Annotated in this window: 21 protein-coding genes; 19 read left to right on the forward strand and 2 right to left on the reverse strand. The window is 39.5% G+C overall.

The features are described from left to right. Nucleotides 1-336 precede the first annotated feature (336 nt). The 12 genes from MKY93_RS04750 (at nt 337) to MKY93_RS04805 (ending at nt 11308) form a co-directional block, all read left to right on the forward strand. Nucleotides 337-1053, forward strand: coding sequence for a GntR family transcriptional regulator (locus MKY93_RS04750; protein ID WP_340758421.1), 717 nt, complete (start codon nt 337-339; stop codon nt 1051-1053). Between the two features lie 118 nt (nt 1054-1171). Further along, nucleotides 1172-2353 carry an SIS domain-containing protein gene (locus MKY93_RS04755; protein WP_340758422.1) on the forward strand — a complete coding sequence of 394 codons (1182 nt, stop codon included), beginning with the start codon at nt 1172-1174 and terminating at the stop codon, nt 2351-2353. 14 nt (nt 2354-2367) lie between these two features. Then, nucleotides 2368-2811: a PTS sugar transporter subunit IIA gene (locus MKY93_RS04760; RefSeq protein ID WP_340758423.1), complete on the forward strand. Its 444-nt coding sequence runs from the start codon at nt 2368-2370 to the stop codon at nt 2809-2811. A gap of 24 nt (nt 2812-2835) precedes the next feature. Then, nucleotides 2836-3570, forward strand: a complete 735-nt coding sequence (locus tag MKY93_RS04765; protein ID WP_340758424.1) for an SIS domain-containing protein — start codon at nt 2836-2838, stop codon at nt 3568-3570. A gap of 23 nt (nt 3571-3593) precedes the next feature. Next, nucleotides 3594-3866, forward strand: a complete 273-nt coding sequence (locus MKY93_RS04770) for a PTS sugar transporter subunit IIB (RefSeq protein WP_340758425.1) — start codon at nt 3594-3596, stop codon at nt 3864-3866. Between the two features lie 60 nt (nt 3867-3926). Further along, nucleotides 3927-5303 (forward strand): PTS ascorbate transporter subunit IIC, encoded by a 1377-nt coding sequence (locus MKY93_RS04775; protein WP_340758426.1) that lies wholly within the window; start codon nt 3927-3929, stop codon nt 5301-5303. 95 nt (nt 5304-5398) lie between these two features. Further along, on the forward strand, nt 5399-6556 hold the full coding sequence (gene nagA, locus MKY93_RS04780; RefSeq protein WP_340758427.1) for an N-acetylglucosamine-6-phosphate deacetylase: 1158 nt from the start codon (nt 5399-5401) through the stop codon (nt 6554-6556). A gap of 38 nt (nt 6557-6594) precedes the next feature. Beyond that, the gene (gatY, locus tag MKY93_RS04785) at nt 6595-7452 is read left to right on the forward strand and encodes a tagatose-bisphosphate aldolase subunit GatY (protein WP_340758428.1); all 858 of its coding nucleotides are present in this window, start codon (nt 6595-6597) and stop codon (nt 7450-7452) included. Nucleotides 7453-7499: 47 nt separating this feature from the next. Beyond that, nucleotides 7500-8432: a 1-phosphofructokinase gene (gene pfkB, locus MKY93_RS04790; RefSeq protein WP_340758429.1), complete on the forward strand. Its 933-nt coding sequence runs from the start codon at nt 7500-7502 to the stop codon at nt 8430-8432. A gap of 77 nt (nt 8433-8509) precedes the next feature. Further along, nucleotides 8510-8779, forward strand: a complete 270-nt coding sequence (locus MKY93_RS04795) for an HPr family phosphocarrier protein (RefSeq protein WP_340758430.1) — start codon at nt 8510-8512, stop codon at nt 8777-8779. Beyond that, a complete protein-coding gene (ptsP, locus tag MKY93_RS04800; RefSeq protein WP_340758431.1) occupies nt 8776-10488 on the forward strand; it encodes a phosphoenolpyruvate--protein phosphotransferase in 1713 nt (570 codons plus the stop codon). The genes MKY93_RS04795 and ptsP overlap by 4 nt, the downstream gene beginning before the upstream one ends. Before the next feature lie 385 nt (nt 10489-10873). Beyond that, complete coding sequence (locus MKY93_RS04805; protein WP_340758432.1) at nt 10874-11308, forward strand: hypothetical protein; 435 nt, start codon at nt 10874-10876, stop codon at nt 11306-11308. A 138-nt stretch (nt 11309-11446) separates the two neighbouring features. Here the strand turns inward: MKY93_RS04805 and MKY93_RS04810 are convergent, their stop codons facing one another. Both MKY93_RS04810 and MKY93_RS04815 read right to left on the reverse strand, forming a co-directional pair. Further along, nucleotides 11447-12664: a benzoate/H(+) symporter BenE family transporter gene (locus MKY93_RS04810; RefSeq protein WP_340758433.1), complete on the reverse strand. Its 1218-nt coding sequence runs from the start codon at nt 12662-12664 to the stop codon at nt 11447-11449. A 516-nt stretch (nt 12665-13180) separates the two neighbouring features. After that, nucleotides 13181-14317 (reverse strand): amidohydrolase, encoded by a 1137-nt coding sequence (locus tag MKY93_RS04815; RefSeq protein WP_340758434.1) that lies wholly within the window; start codon nt 14315-14317, stop codon nt 13181-13183. A gap of 176 nt (nt 14318-14493) precedes the next feature. On the opposite strand from MKY93_RS04815, the gene MKY93_RS04820 reads away from it, so the two are divergent. From MKY93_RS04820 to MKY93_RS04850, 7 genes are read left to right on the forward strand one after another with little or no spacing between them, the layout of a single operon-like run. Then, nucleotides 14494-16071: an ABC transporter substrate-binding protein gene (locus tag MKY93_RS04820; RefSeq protein WP_340758435.1), complete on the forward strand. Its 1578-nt coding sequence runs from the start codon at nt 14494-14496 to the stop codon at nt 16069-16071. Nucleotides 16072-16127: 56 nt separating this feature from the next. Next, the gene (locus MKY93_RS04825) at nt 16128-17072 is read left to right on the forward strand and encodes an ABC transporter permease (RefSeq protein ID WP_340758436.1); all 945 of its coding nucleotides are present in this window, start codon (nt 16128-16130) and stop codon (nt 17070-17072) included. Between the two features lie 18 nt (nt 17073-17090). Then, nucleotides 17091-17924 carry an ABC transporter permease gene (locus MKY93_RS04830; protein ID WP_340758437.1) on the forward strand — a complete coding sequence of 278 codons (834 nt, stop codon included), beginning with the start codon at nt 17091-17093 and terminating at the stop codon, nt 17922-17924. An 18-nt stretch (nt 17925-17942) separates the two neighbouring features. Continuing rightward, nucleotides 17943-18944, forward strand: a complete 1002-nt coding sequence (locus MKY93_RS04835; protein WP_445683479.1) for an ABC transporter ATP-binding protein — start codon at nt 17943-17945, stop codon at nt 18942-18944. Continuing rightward, nucleotides 18934-19908 carry an ABC transporter ATP-binding protein gene (locus MKY93_RS04840; protein WP_340760905.1) on the forward strand — a complete coding sequence of 325 codons (975 nt, stop codon included), beginning with the start codon at nt 18934-18936 and terminating at the stop codon, nt 19906-19908. Before MKY93_RS04835 ends, MKY93_RS04840 begins: the two co-directional genes overlap by 11 nt. After that, nucleotides 19905-20564 (forward strand): DUF1028 domain-containing protein, encoded by a 660-nt coding sequence (locus tag MKY93_RS04845; protein ID WP_340758438.1) that lies wholly within the window; start codon nt 19905-19907, stop codon nt 20562-20564. The genes MKY93_RS04840 and MKY93_RS04845 overlap by 4 nt, the downstream gene beginning before the upstream one ends. 22 nt (nt 20565-20586) lie before the next feature. Beyond that, complete coding sequence (locus MKY93_RS04850; protein WP_340758439.1) at nt 20587-22389, forward strand: helix-turn-helix domain-containing protein; 1803 nt, start codon at nt 20587-20589, stop codon at nt 22387-22389. Nucleotides 22390-22667: the final 278 nt, after the last annotated feature.

Below are 22667 nucleotides of genomic sequence, written 5' to 3' on the forward strand. Positions count from 1 at the left end.
TTGACCTTATCTAAAATCAGTATTCACCTCGCCACTTTTTTTAGTGGTGGGGTGAATTTCATTTGTTTTACATTCTGGCAAGGGAAGAGACTTTGATTAAATAGAAATAATATTTCCTTAGGTTTTCAAAGATTTTAAATGGAGTAAGTTGCACAGTCGCTATAAAAACTAAGTAAATGTATATTTTACTCTAGTATTTTTGTGTATTTTTTACTAAAACCCTTTACATTCTCAGAATACTTTGTTAGTATAAAAAATATACAAGTGGTTATAACCAGGTAGTCGCACGTAACTATCTGAGTTTTAAGTGTCATATAGTTAGGGGGTGCAAAAACTATGGATAAGAGTAGTAAGGTACCACTTTATTTGCAACTGATGGAGGTACTAATCAAGAAGATTGAAGGAAAAGAGTATGCTGAGCATGAGCAACTACCATCCGAACGCGATCTTTGTGAAATATATAAATTAAGCCGGATAACAGTAAGGCAAGCACTTCAGGATTTAGAACGCGAAGGATATATTTATAAATTGCATGGGGTGGGTACCTTTGTAGCCTCAAAATCATATAATCAAAACTTAGTTAAATTATATAGCTTTACTAATGAAATGGAGAAGTTAGGAAAGAAGCCTACGACAGAAGTATTATCTTTCAATGTGATCGCGATTGATGATCGATTAGCCAAAAAAATGAACTTATATACATTAGAAGAAGTCTATAAAATTGTACGATTGCGATTTGCGGATGGTAAACCACTAATGTTTGAAACTTCTTATTTACCTAAAAAAACATTTCCAAATTTAACTGAAAAAGACTTAAATGAAAGACCGATGTATGAGGTGTTTCATCAGGACTATCAAATTGGTGTTACAAAGGCAACGGAACGACTGTCGGCTACACTTATACAAGAGCAAGAGGCCCAATATTTAAATGTTAAAAGTAATCAACCTGGAATGTTAATTAAGCGTTATGCATATCATCAGGATCAATTGATTGAGTATACTATCAGTGTAGCACTTGGAGATAAGTTCTCGTATACCGTCGAATTAACGTAAAGAAAAGTCTAATACATGCTATCTAAGTAGTTTTATATTAGATTTTTCATCTAACTGGTTATGACAACATAACCAATAAGGAATATAATTATCTAATTGATAAAAGTGGAGGTTTAACATGTTCAACTTAAATCAAGAAAATTTAATAGAAATGAAAGCGCTTCAAACCGCTGGTGAAATTTACCAGCAACCAACTGTCTGGGATGAGTTGATTTCTTCACTAGCTCAGAAAAAAGCTGTTACTCAAAATTTTATACAATCGATTTGTCGTAAACATGAGTTGGTAAGAGTTATTTTTACAGGTGCAGGTACATCTGCGTTCGCGGGGGATACAATTGTCCCTATATTGCGTAAACAAAATCAAGAAAATAAGTGTTTGCAATTCGAATCCATCCCTACAACCGATATCGTTTCAAATCCAAAGGAATATTTGATTCGTCATGTTCCTACAATTATGGTATCTTTCGCTAGATCAGGGAATAGCCCAGAAAGCGTTGCAGCTGTCTCTTTAGGGAGAGAAATTATTAAGGATTTTTACCAAGTCGTTGTAACTTGCAATAAGGAAGGGAAGCTTGCAAATAATATTATAGATGATGAAAATAGCATGACAATTCTGACGCCTGAAAAAGCAAATGATCAAGCGATGGCTATGACTAGTAGTTTCACAAGTATGCTAATTGCCGCGTATACGGTTTTTGCAGATGACGAAATGATAGTGAATAATATGAAGGCGGTTATTGAAAGCGGTAAACGTTTAGTCGAAACCGTATCTGATCAAGTGGATGAGATTTTGAAATTTAATTTTGAGCGTATTATTTATTTAGGATCTGGAATTTTAGGACAGCTTTCACATGAAGCCGCTCTAAAAATGTTGGAACTATCAGCGGGTCAAGTAGTGGCGATGCATGAATCTTCATTAGGTTTTCGACATGGACCTAAGTCGATCTTAAATGATAAAACGGTAGTTGTTCTTTTTGTCTCACAGGATTCTCATACAAGAAAGTATGATCTGGATATCTTGCGTGAAATAGCTTCAGACCAATCTGAATTAAAGATTGTTGTATTAACAGATAAACGTGATGCTGTAGTCGAAGAACTTGCGGATTGGATAATCCCCGTTAGTTCAGAGAATTTGGAGTTATCCAGTGACTTTGATCTAGCTTTGCTATATGTAATCTTTGCTCAAGTCTTTGCAATGAAAAAGTCTCTGCAACTTGGCATCACACCAGATAATCCAAGTCCCGAAGGTCGAATCAACCGGGTAGTTGAGGGCGTTACCATTTATAACTATATCAACTAAAAAGGAATGTTATTATGCTGAAAAATATACTAACTAAAGAAACGGTTGTTGTAGAAGAAGCATGTGATACATGGCAAAATGCGGTACAAAAAGGCGGAATATTATTAAAAAGAACAGGGGCTATTGAGGATGGTTATATTACAGCGATGGCAGAGTCCGTTGAGAAGAACGGTCCGTATATGGTCATTGCCCCAGGAATTGCCTTGCTTCATGCAAGGCCAGAAGATGGTGTAAATGAAGCGTGTATGAGTTTACAAATCCTAAAAACTGGTGTGCCTTTTGGTCATGAAGAAAGAGATCCGGTAACTTTAGTTTTTGCATTTGGTGCAGTGGATGCACAATCTCACTTACAAGCATTACAGCAATTAATGGAATTATTTAATGATGAGGATAGATTAACTAAGCTTAGAAACTCTCAGAGTGTAGAAGAAGCATTAATACTTCTAAATGAATTATAAACTAGTGAAAAGGGTGAAGATTATATGATGGCATTAAATTATATTGAGCAAATAGAGGAGATTATTAAAAAAGTGAAGGCTACCCAAATGGATGCAATTCATGAAGCTTCTTCGTTAATCAAAGAGGCAGTCAAAAACGAACGATTGGTTCATGTTTTTGGCTGTGGACATTCTCAAATGTATGCAGAAGAAATTTTTTACAGAGCCGGTGGGTTAGTGGCTGTCAATCCGATACTTGAGCCTGCTTTATCTTTAAGACCTGAAGCTACAAAAAGTACCTGGTTTGAAAGGTTAGATGGCTATGCGAAAAAAATTCTTGATAGTGAAGAAGTAGAAAAAGGAGACGTCATCATTATAGCTTCGACGTCGGGAAGAAACTCAGTCCCAATTGAAATGGCATTAGAAGCAAAGGAAAAGGGATTAAAGGTGATTGCGTTAACATCAACTGAATTTACTAACGACGTTACATCTAGACATGTATCTGGGAAAAAATTAATCGATATTGCGGATGTCGTTCTGGATAATTGTGGAGTTAGTGGAGATGCAGTAATTGAAGTAGAGGGGTTTGCAACAAAGTTTGGTCCTACATCTTCTATTATAGGATTTATGATTTTGCAAAGCATCATCGCACAAACCATTAGCGATCTAGTAAAGGAAGGAACTGAGCCGAGTGTATGGGTGAGTTCTAATTTAGATAAAGGTGACGACATTAACAAAGGACATATAAAAAATTACAAAAATCGAGTTAAATGTTTATAAAATAAAAAAAGAGGAGAATTCGTATGAAAATTTATACAGTTTGTGGAATGGGTTTTGGAACTAGTCTAATGGTGAAGATGACAATTGATGATGTTTTAAAAGAGATTGGTAAAGAAGCAAATGTTGAGGCAATTGATATGGGTTCAGCGAAAGGTCTGAGTGCAGATTTATTTGTTACTTCTAACGATATGCAAGGCTCGTTTCCAAGTGTTGATGCTCCAGTAATTTATTTGAAGAACATGGTAGATAAAGCAGAAATTCAAGACAAGATTAAAAACTTTTTTGAAACGGAATAAGAAGGATCGTGTTGGCGGAAAGGATAGAAGAACGGCTATAAAGGAAATGGGGGGATACACGTGCTTGAATTCATAATTCAATTATTGACAACACCAGCCATCATGCTCGGGCTAGTAGCCTTAATAGGTCTATTAATTCAACGTAAGGCATTTAGTGAAGTTGTTAAAGGAACTTTCAAAACTATTTTAGGTATACTCATTTTAAGCGCTGGGGCGGCTATTATTGTTCAATATATTACGCCGTTCAGTGAAATGTTTACACAAGCTTTTAAATTGACGGGAGTTGTACCGTTTGATGAAGCAGTAATAGGTGCTCTATCAGAAAGCGTTACTGAAATAGCTCGAAATACATCATTGATATTAGCATTTGGGTTCATTGTAAATATCATTCTAGCAAGGTTTTCACCATTTAAGTATATCTATTTGACAGGGCATATGCTTTGGATTATGTCAGGAGCTTTAGCTTGGGCTTTTTATGATCTAGGGTATTCTACTACGGAAGCAGTATTATGGGGTTCTTTAATTCAAGGACTAGTTTTAGTTCTATTTCCGGCTTTAGCTCAGCCGGTTATGAGGAAAATTACTGGTAATGATGAAATTGCGTATGGACATTTAACGACAAGTGGTGTTGTTTTATCAGCTTATATTGGGAAACTATTTGGAGATGCTTCGAAAGATTCTGAGGAAGTTAAAATGCCTAAAGGTCTGGAGATGTTTAAAGACACGGCAATTTCAATTTCAACAGTCATGTTAATTTTGTATTTAGTCACAACTCTTGTGGCGGGACCTAAGTTTGTCAGTACATTAAGTGGGGAGCAGAATTGGCTAGTGTTTTCCATCGTTCAGGCTTTTGGTTTTACTGCTGGAGTTCTCGTTTTACTTCAGGGGGTAAGAATGTTTTTGGGCGAAATTGTTCCAGCATTCCGTGGTGTTGCGGTTAAATTGGTTCCAGGCGCAAAACCAGCACTCGATGTGCCTGTAATTTTTGGGTTTGCTCCAACTGCTTTAATGATCGGTTTTGTTTTCTCCGTAATTGGTATGATTATTGGAATGTTTGTCTCCAAAACATTTGGTACGGTTATTCCCCTACCTTCTATAATAGGGGGATTCTTTACAGGGGGAGCAGCTGGTATATTCGGAAATGCCCTAGGAGGAAGACGCGGCGCTATGATTTCAGGCGTAGTATATGGTTTGATTTTAACTATACCTGTTGCTTTATTCTATCCATTATTTGGACTAGAAGTATATGGCGTCTCGGGTATTGCACTCTTAGTACCAGATGCGATTATAGTACTTACCTTGCTAAAGGTATTCTCAAGTCTGAATATCATACCTGTCGTTGTAATCCTATCTATTATAGGTGTGCTAGCAACAGGATTTATTAAGAGAAAAAAGAAAACAGAAAATGAAGAGAAAAAAGAAGAGAAGTTTGCCTAGTGAGTGTGCAAATGTTAGCTGACTTAGGGTTGGCATGTCTGAATTATTAGTTTATAAGTGTGGGATAATTGATTTTTTAAAAAGGAAGCAAAAAAATGACATATTATATTTACGCTGATCGATTTCTACTTAAAAACGAAACGAAAAAAAAGGGTTATTTAAAAGTAGAGAATGGAGTTTTCGGTAAATTCAGCAATGAAGCCCCCGAAAACGTTGAGGTAAAGGATTGGTCAGGGTTCACCATAGCTCCTGGCTTGTTCGATACCCATATTCATGGAATCAAGGGATATGACGTCATGGACGGGACAACAGAAGCAATCCAAGAAATTTCGAAAGCGATCGTTCAACTTGGCGTCACCCGTTTCCTACCAACCACTTTAACTTCATCCAATGAAGCATTAGAACAAGCAATCAACGCTATTGTTCGTGCAACGAACAGCGGGCTATCAGGGGCCCAGTCAGAAGGCATATTTTTAGAAGGTCCTTACTTCACTGAAAAACATAAAGGTGCACAAAATCCTGGCTATTTTAAGAACCCTGACGTAACTGAATTTAAAAGATGGCAAGATCTTGCAGACGGAAGTATTGTGAAAATTGCGTTAGCCCCAGAACGGGATCGTGCAATGGATTTTATTAGAGAAGTTCATGGACAGGTATTGGTTAGCATTGCGCATACAGAAGCAGATTTTGATTGCTGTCTGCAAGCAGTAGATAACGGCGCCCGTAACTATGTTCATCTGTTCAATGGGATGTCGGGTCTACATCATCGTGAGCCTGGTGCGGTCGGTGCCGCTTTAACGGATTCACGTGCCTATGCAGAATTAATTTGCGATGGCTATCATGTACATCCAGTTATTGCAGCCATGGCGTTGGAGAAAAAACAAGAAAAACTAGTGTTGATTACGGACTGTATGCGTGCTGGATTAATGCCAGATGATCAATATTATTTAGGGGAATTTCCGGTGAACATTGCAAATGGCATTGCTCGTACGGAAACAGGCTCCCTTGCCGGAAGTACGTTGAAACTGATTGATGGAGTTCGAAACTTACAAAATTGGAGTAATCGTCCTTTACATGAAATATGGCATCGAGGTTCTTTGTCACCTGCAGCTAGTATAGGAAAAGCAGACAAGTTCGGAAGCATCGAAAAAGGGAAAGTTGCAGACTACGTAGTGCTTGGTCAGGATTTGACGGTTATGGCAACAGCGATAGATGGGGTAGTGAACTACGTGAGGGATGATTTCACAAAATGATCCTGCATACGAAAAATCGGTAATTAGGAGGAAACAGTATGACGCATTTACGAAACACAAAGGATATGTTGATTAAAGCCAGAAGAGAAGGATATGCGGTCCCAGCATTCAACATTCATAACCTGGAAACTATACAAACTGTAATCGAGGCTGCAGTTGAAATGAAATCTCCAGTTATTTTGGCTGCGACGCCTGGAACGATGAACTATGCGGGGCGTGCTTATATTCAAGCAATTGCCGAAGTAGCTGCTCAAGAGAATGAAATTCCGATCGCTTTGCATCTAGACCATCATGAAACACTTGAATCTATTGAAGAATCGCTAAAATTAGGAACGAAATCTGTAATGATTGATGGTTCACACAATTCATTTGAAGAAAATATAGAACTAACAAAAACAGTAGTTGAATTGGCACATTCATATGGAGCAACTGTTGAAGCAGAACTAGGCAAACTGGTCGGTCAAGAAGATGATTTAATTGTAGAAGCGAAAGATGCCGCTTATACGGATCCTGAAACCGTAGTAGAATTTGTAGAACGTACTGGAGTAGATACATTGGCCGTTGCAATCGGAACGGGGCACGGTGTGTACGAAACAAAGCCGGAATTAGACTTCGAACGCTTAGAAACAATAAAAAACTTAATCGGTATTCCGATTATTTTGCACGGTGCATCTGGTATCTCTAAAGAAGATGTTCAAAAATGTATTGCACTTGGCTGTGCGAAAGTGAATATTTCTACAGAATTGAAAATACCTTTCTCTACAGCACTTCGCCAATTTTTGATTGAACATCCGAATGAATCGGATACGAGAAAGTATATGGGACCTGCAAAGGAAAAAATGAAAGAAGCTGCCATCAGCAAAATTTTAATTTGTATGAGTGATGGAAAAGCATAATCACTCGCAGTTATAAGTACAAATTGACCAAGAAAGGGTGCAGCTAAATGATACTTACTGTAACCTTGAATCCTTCTGTTGATATAAGCTACAAACTTGAAGATTTTAAGTTGGACGCAGTAAATCGTGTTGGAAACATATCAAAGACAGCGGGCGGAAAAGGATTAAATGTTTCTAGAGTTTTAGTTCAATTAGAAGAAGAGGTTGCGGCTACTGGATTTCTAGGCGGAAGTCTAGGAGGCTTTATCCGTGAACAAATTAATAATCTTTCAATAGGAGATTGTTTTATAGATATCATAGAAGAAACTAGGAATTGTATTGCTGTTATCCATAATGAAAAACAGACAGAAATTCTAGAAAATGGTCCACGGATTAGTAAAAAGGAAGCCAAAGAATTTTTGGAGCAGTTTCAGTCCTTTGTCAATAAAGTAGATATCATTACGATCTCAGGCAGTTTGCCAAGAGGCTTAGAAGCGAACTATTATGGAGAGTTGCTAAAGATTGCTCATGAAAATCAATCGTTCGTATTGTTAGATACAAGTGGAGAGGCGCTCAAATATTCTTTGGAAGGCAACTACAAACCCTTTTTGATAAAACCCAACCAAGAAGAGTTGGAAGAGTTAATAAATCGGAAAATTAATACGGAAACAGACACGATTCAAGCGTTGCAGCATCCGATCCTAAACGGTATAACATGGGTGGTCGTTACTTTAGGTGGTCAGGGCGCATTAGTTCGCTATGAAGAAAAAGTGTACCGTGTGCAAATTCCTGAAGTGAAAGTGATAAACCCTGTAGGATCAGGTGATTCTGTCATTGCAGGGTTCGCAGCAGGTTTCTCACGTAAACTGCCTCCACAAGAAGTAATTAAATATGGAATCGCGATGGGAGTTCTAAATGCAATGCAGGAAAAGACAGGTTCTATTGATACCGAACTTGTAAACAGGTGTATTGGTGAGATAAAGGTAGAAATGTTTAATTGAATCCCATGATCGAACTTTCTATCAGTTAAAGTAGGCTAGGAAGTATTCGAATTAATCTATAAAGGAGATTGAACAATATGATTGAAAAAAACTTTAACGTAATCGATGAGGCAGGCGTTCATGCACGTCCTGCATCTGTATTAGTTAACGTGGCGAATGATTATAAATCAGAAATAAAAATAATTTATAAAGAGAAAACTGCAAATTTAAAATCCATTTTGGGTGTGATGGCTCTTGGAATTCCATTTGGTGAGGGATTTACAATTACGGCGGAAGGAACGGATGAAGTAGAAGCAGTAAAAAAACTAGAAGAAACGTTGAAAACCGAAAGATTGGTTAACGCATGAACTTACAAGGAATCGCTGCATCGAGCGGCATTGCCATTGCAAAGGCTTATCTTCTAGTCGAGCCAGACTTGTCTTTCGATAAAAGAACGATTGAGGACAGCGAAAAAGAAATCGAGCGTTTCCAGTCTGCAATGTCTATCGCCAAAAGTGAATTAAAAGATATTCGCGTAGCTGCTGAGAAAGAGTTTGGAGCAGCAGAGGCAGCAATATTCGATGCACACATCTTAGTGCTGGAGGATCCAGAGTTAATAACACCTATTGAAGAAAAAATTAACATAGAAAGAGTAAATGCAGAATATGCACTTAAAGAGTCAACAGATATGTTTATTGGGATGTTTGAGGCAATGGACAATGAATATATGCAAGAACGAGCAGGGGATATCCGAGATGTAACGAAACGAATTTTGTCTCATTTACTAGGTGTTAAAGTTGTAAATCCAAGTGCCATTTCTGAAGAAGTTATAATTATAGCGGAAGACTTAACTCCTTCAGACACAGCTCAATTAAATCGTATGTATGTTAAAGGTTTTGCAACGAACATAGGTGGGAGGACATCCCATTCCGCAATTATGGCCCGTTCATTGGAAATACCAGCGGTTGTAGGAACCAAAGAGTTAACACAGCATATCAAAGATGGTGATATGGTCATTGTAGATGGGTTAAATGGAATTGTGCATATTAATCCTACTTCTGAGCAAATAGCGATACATGAAAACGAACAACAAAAATACAAGGAACAAAAAGCAGAATGGGCGAAGTTGATAAATGAAAAAACGACTACTTCGGATAACCACTATGTAGAGTTAGCGGCAAACATCGGTAGCCCAGAAGATGTAGCCAGTGTTTTTTCGAATGGCGGAGAAGGTATCGGTTTATATCGAACGGAATTTTTGTATATGGGTAAAGATCGATTGCCTACCGAGCAAGAACAGTTTGAAGCATATAAAATTGTTCTTCAAAAAATGGGGAGTAAACCGGTTGTTGTGCGGACATTAGACATTGGCGGGGATAAAGAACTTTCATATTTAAATCTACCTAAAGAATTGAATCCATTTTTGGGATCCCGAGCAATACGTTTATGTTTGGAAGAACAGCACATTTTCCGAACCCAGTTAAGAGCTCTTTTACGAGCAAGTACATTCGGGAATTTGAAAATTATGTTTCCAATGATTGCAACGCTAGATGAATTCCGCCAAGCTAAAGGCATGTTGGAAGAAGAGAAAAAAATACTCTTAGAAAATGGCACAATAGTTGCAGATGGGATTGAAATCGGCATCATGGTAGAGATTCCTTCAACTGCTCTACTAGCGGATCAGTTTGCAAAAGAAGTGGATTTCTTCAGTATTGGAACAAATGATTTAATTCAATATACGATGGCGGCAGATCGTATGAATGAACGTGTTTCCTACTTGTATCAACCATACAATCCAGCAATTCTGCGGCTTGTTAAGATGGTGATTGATGCGTCACATCGTGAAGGGAAATGGACAGGGATGTGCGGAGAAATGGCCGGAGACGAAATTGCAATTCCAATATTACTGGGTTTGGGATTGGATGAATTCTCAATGAGTGCTTCGTCGATTCTAAAAGCACGCAAGCAAATCAGCCAATTGAAACAAAGCGAGATGGTAGAACTTGCAAATGAAGCACTTAAGCTTGGTACAAATGAAGAAGTTGCCCGGACTGTCAGGATCCGCTGTAATTTATAATGTTGACGATGAACTTTTTATTTCCAAGGTGCCTATGACATTGTTTCCTGGAACAATAAACAGTGAAACTATTAAAACTGGGCATAGGCACTTTTCACATACATAACTGTATAACTTTTACCGTAAATACTGCCGCGTGCGGTATTTTTTCAGCTCTTTTTTAAAGATACTTATGAATGGACTGGCATTTCTAATTTTGTGAGCAGTCTGAACAGAAAGAGTGCGGCTAAATCAATAATCCTAACATTAAAGAAACCACTCGTGATATATCTTCTTTAGCGCAGGGTATCCCAACAATCACTACTTCTGGATTCCTCATGACAAACAAGCCATTCCATGATAACCTATATCTCAACCAATCAATCAAAATAAAGGATGATTTGTGATGGCTCCACTTATTATTTTCATATCAACTATTATTCTATCGCTCATTTTTATGATGGTAAGTGTCCGGAAATTCTATAAAAAAGAATTGAAACGCAAAGGAATTTACGACAATTTCTATTTTAAATATCAATCTGTGGAATGTCCGCACAGCAAACAAAAAAAGCTTTCTGAAACTACTTGGCTTGATCATTTTACAATGAAGCGGGAAATTGGCGGAAGTGTCCAAAGCGGGCTTGCGAAAGTCAGCATTACACGTACACAGCATCGCCTGTTTTGTGAAGAATGCGGAGAAAAAAGGTGGTTCGGTCAGGTGAATTCGATGAGTGAGCTTTGGCCTTTAATATTCGTTTTCTTGAAATACATGCTGGTTACACTATTGTCGCTCGTTGTTTTGGCAAATATTTTTGTGAAAGTTGGTGCTTGGTGGTTTTAGTGTTCGAATAGCGCTTGTTTTCACTTCATAACTTAAATCATATAGTCGATAAATGAACTACCCTTCGTTGCTAGACACTATCTAACAACGAGGGAGCGGTGATCGAATTCACGATTAGCCCTTTCTTTATCTAACCAGCTAAGCCTCCCTTTTATTCCTTGCAAAATGCTCCCTCTCCACCAGAAAAGAAACAAATAAGCTCCCGATAATCGCCCACAAAGGCGCACTAATATTAAAGAAACTCACATCCGACATTCCGATAATCAAAGCAAAAAACGAACCCATTTGAAATTTATTTGCTGAAAAGGCTGTCTTAAGGGAAGTAATAAGAACTCCAAGCATCGCAAGGCCCGCAATCACACTGACAATTACACCAGGCATAGCAATTACCAGTGGCACGACTGCAGCTGCAAACAACCCAAAAATAGAAAATAACCCACCACTGACAACCGCTGCCGCATATCGACTCTCTTTTGTTCCGACCTCTTCGGCAGAACAAATCGCCGTCATCGGCCCAGCGATATTAATAGCATGACCACCGAAAAATGAAGCAATCAGACCAGTACTTGAACCATAAATCGCCATCGCGTTATTCGGCGGTTTATAACCTTGAGCCATTAAAACTCCTGATGCTTGAGCATTTTCCGTACAAATGATAAGCAATGCAAGAGGAACACCAATAGATAAAATGGCATCCAAACTGAACTCGGGCAGCATCAACTGTGGAAGTATGAATGAATTTTGAACAGATTGGATCTGAAATTCATTTGTCATGAGGGCCAGACAAACCGCGACGACCAATGCCACCAAAACAGGGGGAATTTTATTAAAAAGTCGAGTCGACAGTAAAAAAACTATAATAGCTGAACCTGCCAGTAAGGGCGAAAGTGTTATCGCTGTAATCATATCAGTGGCAAAACGGATCATCACGCCAACGATCATCCCCATAACAATAGGCACCGGAATCCATTTCATCACTTTGTCGATGACACCTGACGCACCGAGAAGGATTACGATAATGTGGGCAACCAGATAAGCCCCTACCGCTTCTTTTAATGTAAAATGCGTCAACGCACCGGCAACTAAAACAGCTCCAGCAATTGAATGGGCACCTACGATGGGCTGACGATATTTCAATGCTAAAATCATACCGAGCAGTCCACTGAAAAAATAAATAGCAAATATCCAACTGATCGTCTCGTTGTATGTCAAGCCGCCACCTGTTGCCCCTCCAATGACAATTAAAGCAGGGCCTGTACAGCCGAAGATCGCTGCTACTAAGCCGGAGCTTGCCGTTTTGACGTTTAAATTTTGGCGAAAGTCTTTCAAGTGTGCGGATAAAGTATCTGCTGTCACGTTGACACCCCCTGGACCTACTGTTTTATCTAATATACACCAAACAAAGTCTTTGTATTGTAAATACTTGTGAAAAACCCCTTTTTTCTTCTATTTAGAAGGGAGGGGCAGAAGGATATAATTAGTGATTATTTTTGAGGTAGTTTGTATACAGTATAAAGTAGGATAGATATTGGTTTCTGTTGCCTATACGCCACGCATTCAGAGTCGGTAGATTAGAAGTTGAAGTGGATATTTATCGATTCACCTCCCATGAAGAAATCCTAAATAAGCCTTCGCCTGATTGATCATGTAAAGGCTTTTTAAAACATAAATCGGAAAATTTTTATACTTTAAGTCAAGATATCCAGACTGATTTTCTTTTTTATCAAAGAATCAATAAAATGCGCTAACTCTTGGAAGTAATAGCTCTTATGGTCGTGAACCCTAAATAGCTATCGCGTGGAAAACCCGATAATAAAGGGAAGTATTTGGAAAGAAGAAAGCGATGATACAAACAGAGCAGGCACCTTCCTTCTAAAAATCTAAAATTCTCTGGTATACACAGTTTCCATTAATAAACGTACCATCCACGGTAGTACGCAAATCGAAAGGATCACCATTCCACACAACAAAATCTGCATCTTTTCCAACTTCAATCGATCCAACCCGATCTGCTATCCCTAAGTGCTTCGCTGCGTTCAATGTAATTGCTTGTAATGCTTTTACCTCTGCCAATCCATTTTTAACCGCCAGAATTGCACTTGTCATTAAATGTTCGATGCTTACTACAGGGTGGTCAGTCGTCAAGGAGAAAGGGACATTGGCATTGTCTAACGCAAGGACAGTTTCCCAGCTTTGTTCTGCCAGTTCGAATTTGGGCCGGCTGGACATGGTCGGGCCAACTGCTACTCGAACGTTTCTTTCTGCTAAGAGATCAATGATGAGATGTCCTTCTGTGGCGTGTTCAATCGTAACATCGATTTGAAACTCTTTTTGGAGTCTGAGTATCGTCGCGATGTCGTCCGCTCTATGTGCATGGACCCGCAGTGGAATATCGCCATGTAATACTTTTACGATATGGTTCAGCCCTAGGTTAGGCGGGCAATTTCCTTTTTGTCGATGATCATCATAATATTGTGCCTCCATTAGTTTTTCACGTAAACGGGCGGCAATCCCCATTCTTGTTTGGACGGTTTTCTGATGATGATTTTTTGGGTTTTCTCCCATGGCTGCCTTAAGTCCAGATGGATTACGGACGATGCAATCATCCACAATTGTTCCTGCTGTTTTAATGACGACCATTTCACCGCCAATAACGTTTGCGCTCCCGGGCATGACCTGGACGGTCGTGACTCCTGCTCGGCGTGCATCTTCAAACCCACTATCTTTCATTGTGATGGCATCAATCGAATTGACTTCAGGAGTAGAATCAGAACTAGATTCATTGAAATCGTGCCCAGCTTCTCCTATGCCTTGTTGGTTAATGCCGAGATGTGTGTGTACATCGATCAGACCTGGAGTAATTACTTTTCCCTTTGCGTCGATGACGTTTGTGCTTGGCTGCGTCATCTCATCTGGATTCGCAAATTTCCCTTCAGCTACTCCTATAGTTTCATAGGAAGGCGATTGACACTCCCCTTTGTATACTAGGGCATTTTTTATAAGTAGCATCATGTATTCCTCCTTTTGACTGCTAATAGATATAGCTTAAACTACTAGCAGTCAATTGAAGTTAGAAGTTATAACAAAATGTTAACGCTTACCTTTAGAATATATTCTATATTATTTAGCTTGTTCCTAAATTAAACTATAAGTAGTTAGATAATTTAAAAAAGGAGTGAGGTTACATGAAGAGGCTAGTCGGCTTGTTTGGAATTTTTTTATTGTTAATGCTAGCGGCGTGTTCTGCAAATGAGGAATCTTCGCCTAAAGATGAGGAGAAGCCAAATTCGAATGATAAGACGGAGAGCACAGGAGAGCCGATTGAAGGTGGAAAATTAACGATAGTAGATCTAAATGATGCGCAAGGGCTGGACCCGCATAGTGAAACTAACGCGCAATCGATGCATTATATTGAGAACATGTACAACACGCTTTTTAAGTACAAAGAAGGTACTTATGGTGAAATTGAAGGAGATCTGGTACAAAACTATGATATTTCAGAAGATGGAAAAATATACACGTTCACGCTTCAGGAAGGAGTCAAATTCCACAATGGTGATGATTTGACGTCTAAAGACGTGAAATATTCAATAGAGCGGATCGTGGATCAGCTCGTTCGTGCTCCTCAATTTGAAGATGTAGAGTCAATTGCAACACCAGATGACCAAACTGTGATTGTCAATTTGAAAAAGCCGGTCGCTCCATTTTTGACGTTTCTTGCGTATCCAATGAATGCAATCGTCAATCAGTCGGTCGTGGAGGAAAATGGTGGTAGCTTGGATAATGCAGATGCGGGAAGCGGTCCGTTCCAGTTGGTGCATTGGAAGAAAGACCAAGAGATGGTACTTGAAAAGTTTGCAGATTATTTTAAGGAAGGCTTACCGTATTTAGATCAAGTTACTTGGAAAGCAGTGCCAGATGAGACCTCAAGAACGACTGCAATTCGGAATAAAGAGATTGATATTATTTTACAGTTATCACCAAAAGACATTCAATTACTTTCAAAATCGGATGATCTATCAGTAGAACCTGTAACAGGAACTTATTGGGAGTATATGGGTTTGAATGTGAATGCCGGTCCGCTGAAAGAGAAAGCTGTGAGACAGGCGATCGCGACTGCAATTGATAGGGAAGTGATGAATAATTCGGTAAAGTTTGGACAAGCGACGATTTTGGCGGGTGGTCCGATACCTGAAGGTCACTGGGCAGATGCAAAGCTAGATACGTATTCGAAACCAAATATTGAAAAGGCAAAATCTTTACTGAAGGAAGCCGGATATGAAGATGGTTTTGCTATTTCATTGAAAGTCGGACAGAACAAAGCGCAAGTGGATGCAGCACAAGTGATCAAACAGCAATTGCAACCGGTTGGAATTGATGTGGAAATACTGCAACAAGAGGACAGCATCTTCTTTGATGCCCTAGGAAAGAAAGATTTTGAAATGTCCATTGTCGGTTGGGTTGGATTTGTAGATCCAGATGAATTCTTGTATAACATTTTTCATACAGACGAAGTGTGGAACCAACAAGGCTACTCTAATGCAGAAGTTGATCGTTTGTTAGAAGAGGGCAGAGAGACAGCAGATCAAGATGAACGTTTTGAAATCTATAAAGAAGCCCAGTCCATTATTGTTAAAGAGGCTCCCATGGTTTTCTTGTACGCCAATCAGCATGCATCTGCAATTCAAAAGGGAGTCCATGGATTTGACGTGAACCCAACAGTATCTACCAAATCATTAGAAAATACATGGATCGATCGCTGAGAGCTAGACAAGGGGGTGAATAAAACACACCCCTTTCTACATAAGGAGGTGTCTGTTTGTTTGTATATATCTTACGTCGCTTGCTAATCGCAGTTCCGGTACTGTTTGGAATATCAGTACTTGCCTTTTTTATGGTGAGATTAGTACCGGGTGATACAGTAACGGCTATGCTAGGAACGAATTACAATGAGGCTCAGGCAGAAATCCTACGGCAAAAGTATGGCTTGGATCAGTCAATATTTGTTCAATATGGTATCTGGATCATGAATGTCTTAAAAGGAGATCTTGGTATCTCTTCGCTTACAAATGAACCAGTTTTAGAAATACTGATCAATCGTCTTCCAATTACTTTAGAACTCACTGTAATTAGTATTCTTTTTGCTTTGTTGATTGCGATACCGTTTGGAACAATTGCGGCTTTGAAGCGAAATACACCGATCGATTATGGTGCAAGCTTCTTCGGAATGTTTGGTATTTCCGTACCTAATTTTTGGCTCGGTACATTGATGATCTTATATTTTTCACTTCATCTGAGTTGGTTGCCCTCTAGTGGTTTCGTGCCACTCTCTGAAGGAGTTTGGATGAATCTAAAGACGATGATAATGCCGGGGATTGCGTTAGGAACCTCAGTCGGAGCAGTCACGATGAGAATGACCCGTTCATCTATGTTGGAAGTGTTAGGTGAAGAATATATGAAAATGGCAAAAGCGAAAGGAGTTACGAATTCTCGTCTCATTTGGAAGCATGGATTGCGAAATGCTCTAGTTCCCGTAGTCACAGTGCTGGGAATTCAGGCGGGATATTTATTGGGTGGTTCAATCATTATTGAACAAATCTTTTCGTTGCCGGGGATCGGACAGCTGGCATTGCAGGCAATTTCAAACCGCGATTATAGTTTGTTGCAAGGAGCCATTTTATTCATAGCGAGCGCTTTTGTATTGATTAATCTAGCTGTGGATATTATTTATGCCTTGATCAATCCGAAAATCAGATACAGTTAGAGTGAGGTGGGATGACAAATGAAAGATACTTGGAAAAGGTTTAAGAAAAATCGTTTTGCGTTCGTTGGCTTCCTGCTCATAGCCCTCATTCTAATTGTAGCACTGCTGGCGAAATGGATTGTTCCTTTCGATCCGTATTACATGGATCCGAATAGTACGCTCACAGCTCCGAATAGTGAGCATTGGTTCGGGACAGATCAATTCGGACGTGATATTTTCAGTAGAATTTTATATGGAACGCAAATTTCATTGAAAGTAGGTTTAATCGCAGTCGGTTTTTCATTATTCTTTGGAACGATTATAGGAATCGTTGCAGGCTATTTTGGAGGAAAGATCGATCAAATTCTATCTAGGATAACAGATGTATTGTTTTCATTTCCGGATATTTTATTGGCTTTGGTCATTATGGCGATTTTAGGACCGAGTTTGACGAACTTGATGATTGCGATTGGAATTGTCTATACACCAATTTTTGCCCGGATTGCTCGGGGAGCGGTACTTAACATTCGGGACTCGTTATATATTGAGGCTGCACGTTCAATGGGAGTCAACTCCTTTCAAATTATGTTGCGGCATATTTTACCGAACTCATTAGCGCCGCTCATCGTACAAGTTACGCTTTCGTTTGCATTCGCAATCTTGGCGGAGGCTGCTCTAAGTTTCTTAGGGTTGGGAGTTTCGCCTGATACGCCATCTTGGGGAATTATGTTGAGTGAAGCGAAGGATTGGATGGAGATTTCTTGGTGGACTGCGATTTTCCCTGGGATTGCTATAACGCTGTCGGTGCTAAGTTTCAATATTATGGGTGATGGGTTACGTGATGCACTAGACCCAAGGCTGAAAAATGAATAAAAAAGGAGGTCAGCTACTATGCCTGATATGAAAAAAACGTTACTTGAAGTAAAATCATTGACCACGTCTTTTCGTACGGACAGAGGAGTGGTAAGGCCTGTTGACAATATCTCCTTTACAATAGAACATGGACAGATTCTGGGTATTGTCGGAGAGTCTGGATCTGGTAAAAGTATGACTTCCCAATCAATTTTACGACTAGTGGGTAGTAGAAAAAGTGAAAAATTAGCAGGTGAAGTATTATTTGAAGGGCAGAATTTGCTTGAGTTGAAAGAGAAACAGATGCAGAAAATCAGAGGAAAAGAAATCAGTTTAATTGCACAAGATCCGATGACGTCATTAAATCCTGTATATACAGTAGGAAATCAAATTGCAGAAGTACCATTTATCCATGAGAAGAGTTCTAAGAAAAGTTCTTGGGAGAAAGCCGTTGCAATGATCAAAAGAGTAGGGATTCCTTCCGCGGAAGTTCGGGCAACACAGTATCCACACGAATTCAGTGGAGGAATGAGGCAACGTGGGGTGATTGCTATGGCGCTTGCAGGTAATCCAAAGCTTCTTATTGCAGATGAGCCGACTACTGCGCTGGATGTAACAATCCAGGCTCAAATTTTGGAGTTGATTCGAGATTTGCGTGATGAAACGGGCGCTGGAATCATGTTGATCACTCATGATCTAGGAGTTGTTGCAGAAATATGTGATCAAGTAGCTGTCATGTATTCGGGCAAGATTGTAGAAAAGGCGTCTGTGGATGAATTGTTTTCAAAGCCAAAGCATCCGTATACGAAAGGATTGTTGTCTTCCCTTCCAAAACTAGGAGATAAAACACGATTAAAGTCTATACCGGGGCAGCCGCCTAATCTGCACCATTTGCCTACAGGTTGTGCATTTGCAGATCGGTGTCCATTAGTTATGGACGTATGCAAAGGGGTTCATCCTAATCTTCGAGGAGTTGGTCCTGATCATGAAGTCGCCTGTTATCTATACGGAGAGGAGGAAGGAAATGCAAATGAGTTATGAGGAGCTTGTTCGGGTAGAAAATCTGACAAAGCATTTTAGCTTAGGCGGATCATTTTTTAATAAAAATACAAACACCATCCGTGCAGTGGAAGACTTATCATTCTCTGTTTACAAGGGAGAAACACTTGGAATCGTTGGAGAATCGGGCTGTGGGAAATCGACTACTGGACGCCTTCTTCTGCGATTAATGGAGTCGACTTCGGGGTCAGTGTTTTTTGAGGGTTCTAATATCATGGATTATTCCAAGGAAGAGCTTCGCGCAAAGAGAAAAGATTTTCAGATGATTTTTCAAGATCCCTATGCCTCATTGAATCCGCGGATGACAGTTGAAGAACTGATCAGCGAGCCGCTGAGAACTTACAAAGTGAAAGATAGAAAAGAAAGGCTAGTGAAGTTAGTGGATTCAGTCGGCATTCCAAAAGACTATTTGAACCGTTACCCACATGAATTTTCCGGTGGGCAACGCCAGCGGATCGGAATCGCTCGTTCTCTCGCATTGAATCCCAAATTCATTGTCGCCGATGAACCAGTTGCTGCATTGGATGTATCGATTCAAGCACAAATTATTAATTTGATGAAAGATCTGCAAGATGAGTATGATTTGACCTATTTGTTTATTGCTCATGATTTAAGTGTAATAGAGTATATAAGTGACAGGATCGCGGTAATGTATCTTGGCAGTATCGTGGAATTAACTGCGAGTGAACGTTTATATGAGAAGCCTCTGCACCCTTATACTCAAGCTCTCATATCAGCCATCCCCATACCCGATCCATCTAATTCACGTAAAAGTATAAAATTGAACGGAGATATCCCCAGCCCGATGGATCCGCCCGTTGGGTGTAAATTTCACACGCGTTGTCCTTTGGCGAAAAATATTTGTAAACAGATAGTTCCGCAGCTTGTTGAAGCAGAACCTGAACATTTTGTTGCGTGTCACATAGTAGAGGAGAGTTTAACATGACGTATTCAATCATTGCACGATGTCCTGATACAGGTAATTTTGGAGCCGCCATTGCCTCTTGTTTTCCAGCGGTAGGCGCACATTCACCGGCAATTCAAGCAGATGTAGGAATCATCGCAACACAAGGTTGGGTGAATCCTTCACTTGGGGGAAAAGGCATGCAATTTTTGAGCGCGGGCCAAACTGCTAATGCAACCTTGAACACATTGCTTCATGGTGATCCGGGAAGGGAACTGCGTCAATTGGCCATTTTAGATCGTTTTGGAAATAGTGCAGTATATACAGGAATCGAAAATGATGAGGAAAAAGGACATATTATTGGTAATCAGTATGCTATTTTAGGTAATCTTTTAGCAAGTAAAGATGTATTAGACGGAATGGCAAATGCATTTGAACATACCGATGGAAAATTGGAAGATAAGCTGCTAGCGGCCTTGGTGAAAGGGGATCAGATGGGGGGAGACCGAAGAGGCAAGCAGTCTGCAATACTTAAGGTTGTGGCGTTAGAAGGTTATCCTTATGTAGATTTCAGGGTGGATGATGCGGAAGAGCCGGTACTTGAATTAGAACAGATATACTTGAAAAATAAGTGTGTTTTGATTGATCGATATGATGAATGGGTGGAAACGATTGAAGCTGGTATTAGACTGACATAGATCGAAAAAAGTGGGTGCTGATGTGAATAGTTATAAAACCAACGTACCTGAAAAAAGCATATACGAAGTTTTTGGCCATGTGACATCTAACATTTTTAACACGGTAGGACAAAATTGTTTTTTTAAGACGGTCCTCGAAGAGATGATCGGTTCGTTTGCACAGTTTGACACAGGATTTTTGTTTATTTTCAGTGAAAAAACGAATAAACTAATCGTGAAGTATGCGATTGGCTATGTAGAAGAGAATTATCGCAAGACGCAATTGAAACCAGGCGAAGGGATCACCGGACTGGCTTTTGAAACAAATGAACCGCAGTTTCTTACTTTTAGAGATGACATTATGAAGGCGATGAGGACAATGTCTCCTTCCAATTTATCGCATTATATTCAGTCAACCATCCGAGCAGATTACCCTCACCAAACGTTGGCGCTTCCATTAATAGACGATCAAGGAACGGTGGGAGTAGTGACGATGAACGGTCATGACTCCTCTGCACAATATACAGAAGACTTTCTAAAGAAAGTACAGATACTCGCACCTGTTATTACGATGTCGTATCGGTATCATATTTTGCAAGATAGAACGAATCATTTGGAAAAAGAACTTGCATTAACAACGAAAGCTTTACATAAAGAACACGACCAGCAACAGAAAACAGCTGATTTATATAATGAATTAACGATGTTAAGCAATCAAAAGAAAGGAATTGGAAGGATGATCACTGCGTTGCAGCGATATGTAGAGGTGCCAATCGCGCTTTATGATGGTCTCTTTAATTTGATTGCGCTACACGGCTCCGATTCGTTTCCTCTTCCTTCAGGTATGATTTCAACAAAAGAAGTCCAATATGTGATCGCGACAAAAAAATGGCAAGTATATAATAGTAAAAATGGCACGTCTATCATCATTATACCGATTGTTGGGTCTGATTCTGTAATTGGCTTCCTATTGTCCTATATACAGATTGAGGAAGTTCATCTTGTGAATCGAATGCTATTGGAATATGGCGCTTCATTGCTGTCGTTAGAAATGATCAAACAACATTCTATCAAGGAAGCACAGCAAATATTTTACGGCGAGTTGTTCGAAAAGGTTTTGTTAGGAGTTTATGATAACCAATTGGATGAACAAGCGAAGAATTTAGGTCTCTATCCGCGCGACTTCTATGTGGCGCTGATTTGTAGCGAACCAGAGCAGACAGTTTTGAAAGATTCACGATATAATCGCGAGAAATGGATGCAATGGATTGAAGAGGCTCTAGCATTTAATCATATTAAAGGAATTGTGACCGAGCGAAATAAGCAGATCATCGCGTTCATGTCTTTCCCCCAAGTGGAGGGGAAAGAGAGTGCAACCGAAAAATTAACAACGCTTTCTGGGTATTTACGTTCAATGAATTGGCCGATAATCATTGGCCTAGGACGAGTATACGATAATTTTCGTGATATTCAAAAGTCGTTTGATGATGCGGAAAAGAGTTTGATCTTACTACGAAAGAAGAAGACTGGTCGGGTTCACCTGTTTTCAGAAAGTGGTGTAAATCGGATTTTGTTAGACATGAAACACGATGAACTGGAGCTGTTTTTGGCCGACCACTTAGGTGTCTTACTGGACGAATCAAATAAAGAGTTCTTGGATACTTTACTCGTATACGTAGAAAATAATAAAGCCTTGAAACTTACAAAGGAAAAATTAATGATTCATCAAAATACGCTCTACTACAGGCTGAAACGTATTGAAACGCTTTTGGATATTCGGCTCAACGATTCAGAAAGATGGTTCGATGTTCAATTGGCTTGTAAGATTTACGAATATTTGCATTGAAAAGTCTCTGTGTAAAAGGAAATTATACTTGGTCTAATATAATGAATCAGCCCGATGATCAGCAGCTTGATAAGTTTACGGATGGCAAGTCTGACCGTAGAATATGACAAGCTGAGTTTAGTTTCAATTGTTTCACGTTTCAAGTGTGCAGCAAGATATTTCACTGAATAACAGGTGATCTCATGAGGACGGCGAGGTCTGTCTTGTGCATCGTATTCCAATGGAAATCTACATGCCTGCTTGCAACTGTGTCCCTTTCGATTTAGTTTTGGAATGTC

This window comes from Sporosarcina sp. FSL W7-1283 (assembly GCF_038003105.1).
GTDB classification, from domain to species: domain Bacteria; phylum Bacillota; class Bacilli; order Bacillales_A; family Planococcaceae; genus Sporosarcina; species Sporosarcina newyorkensis.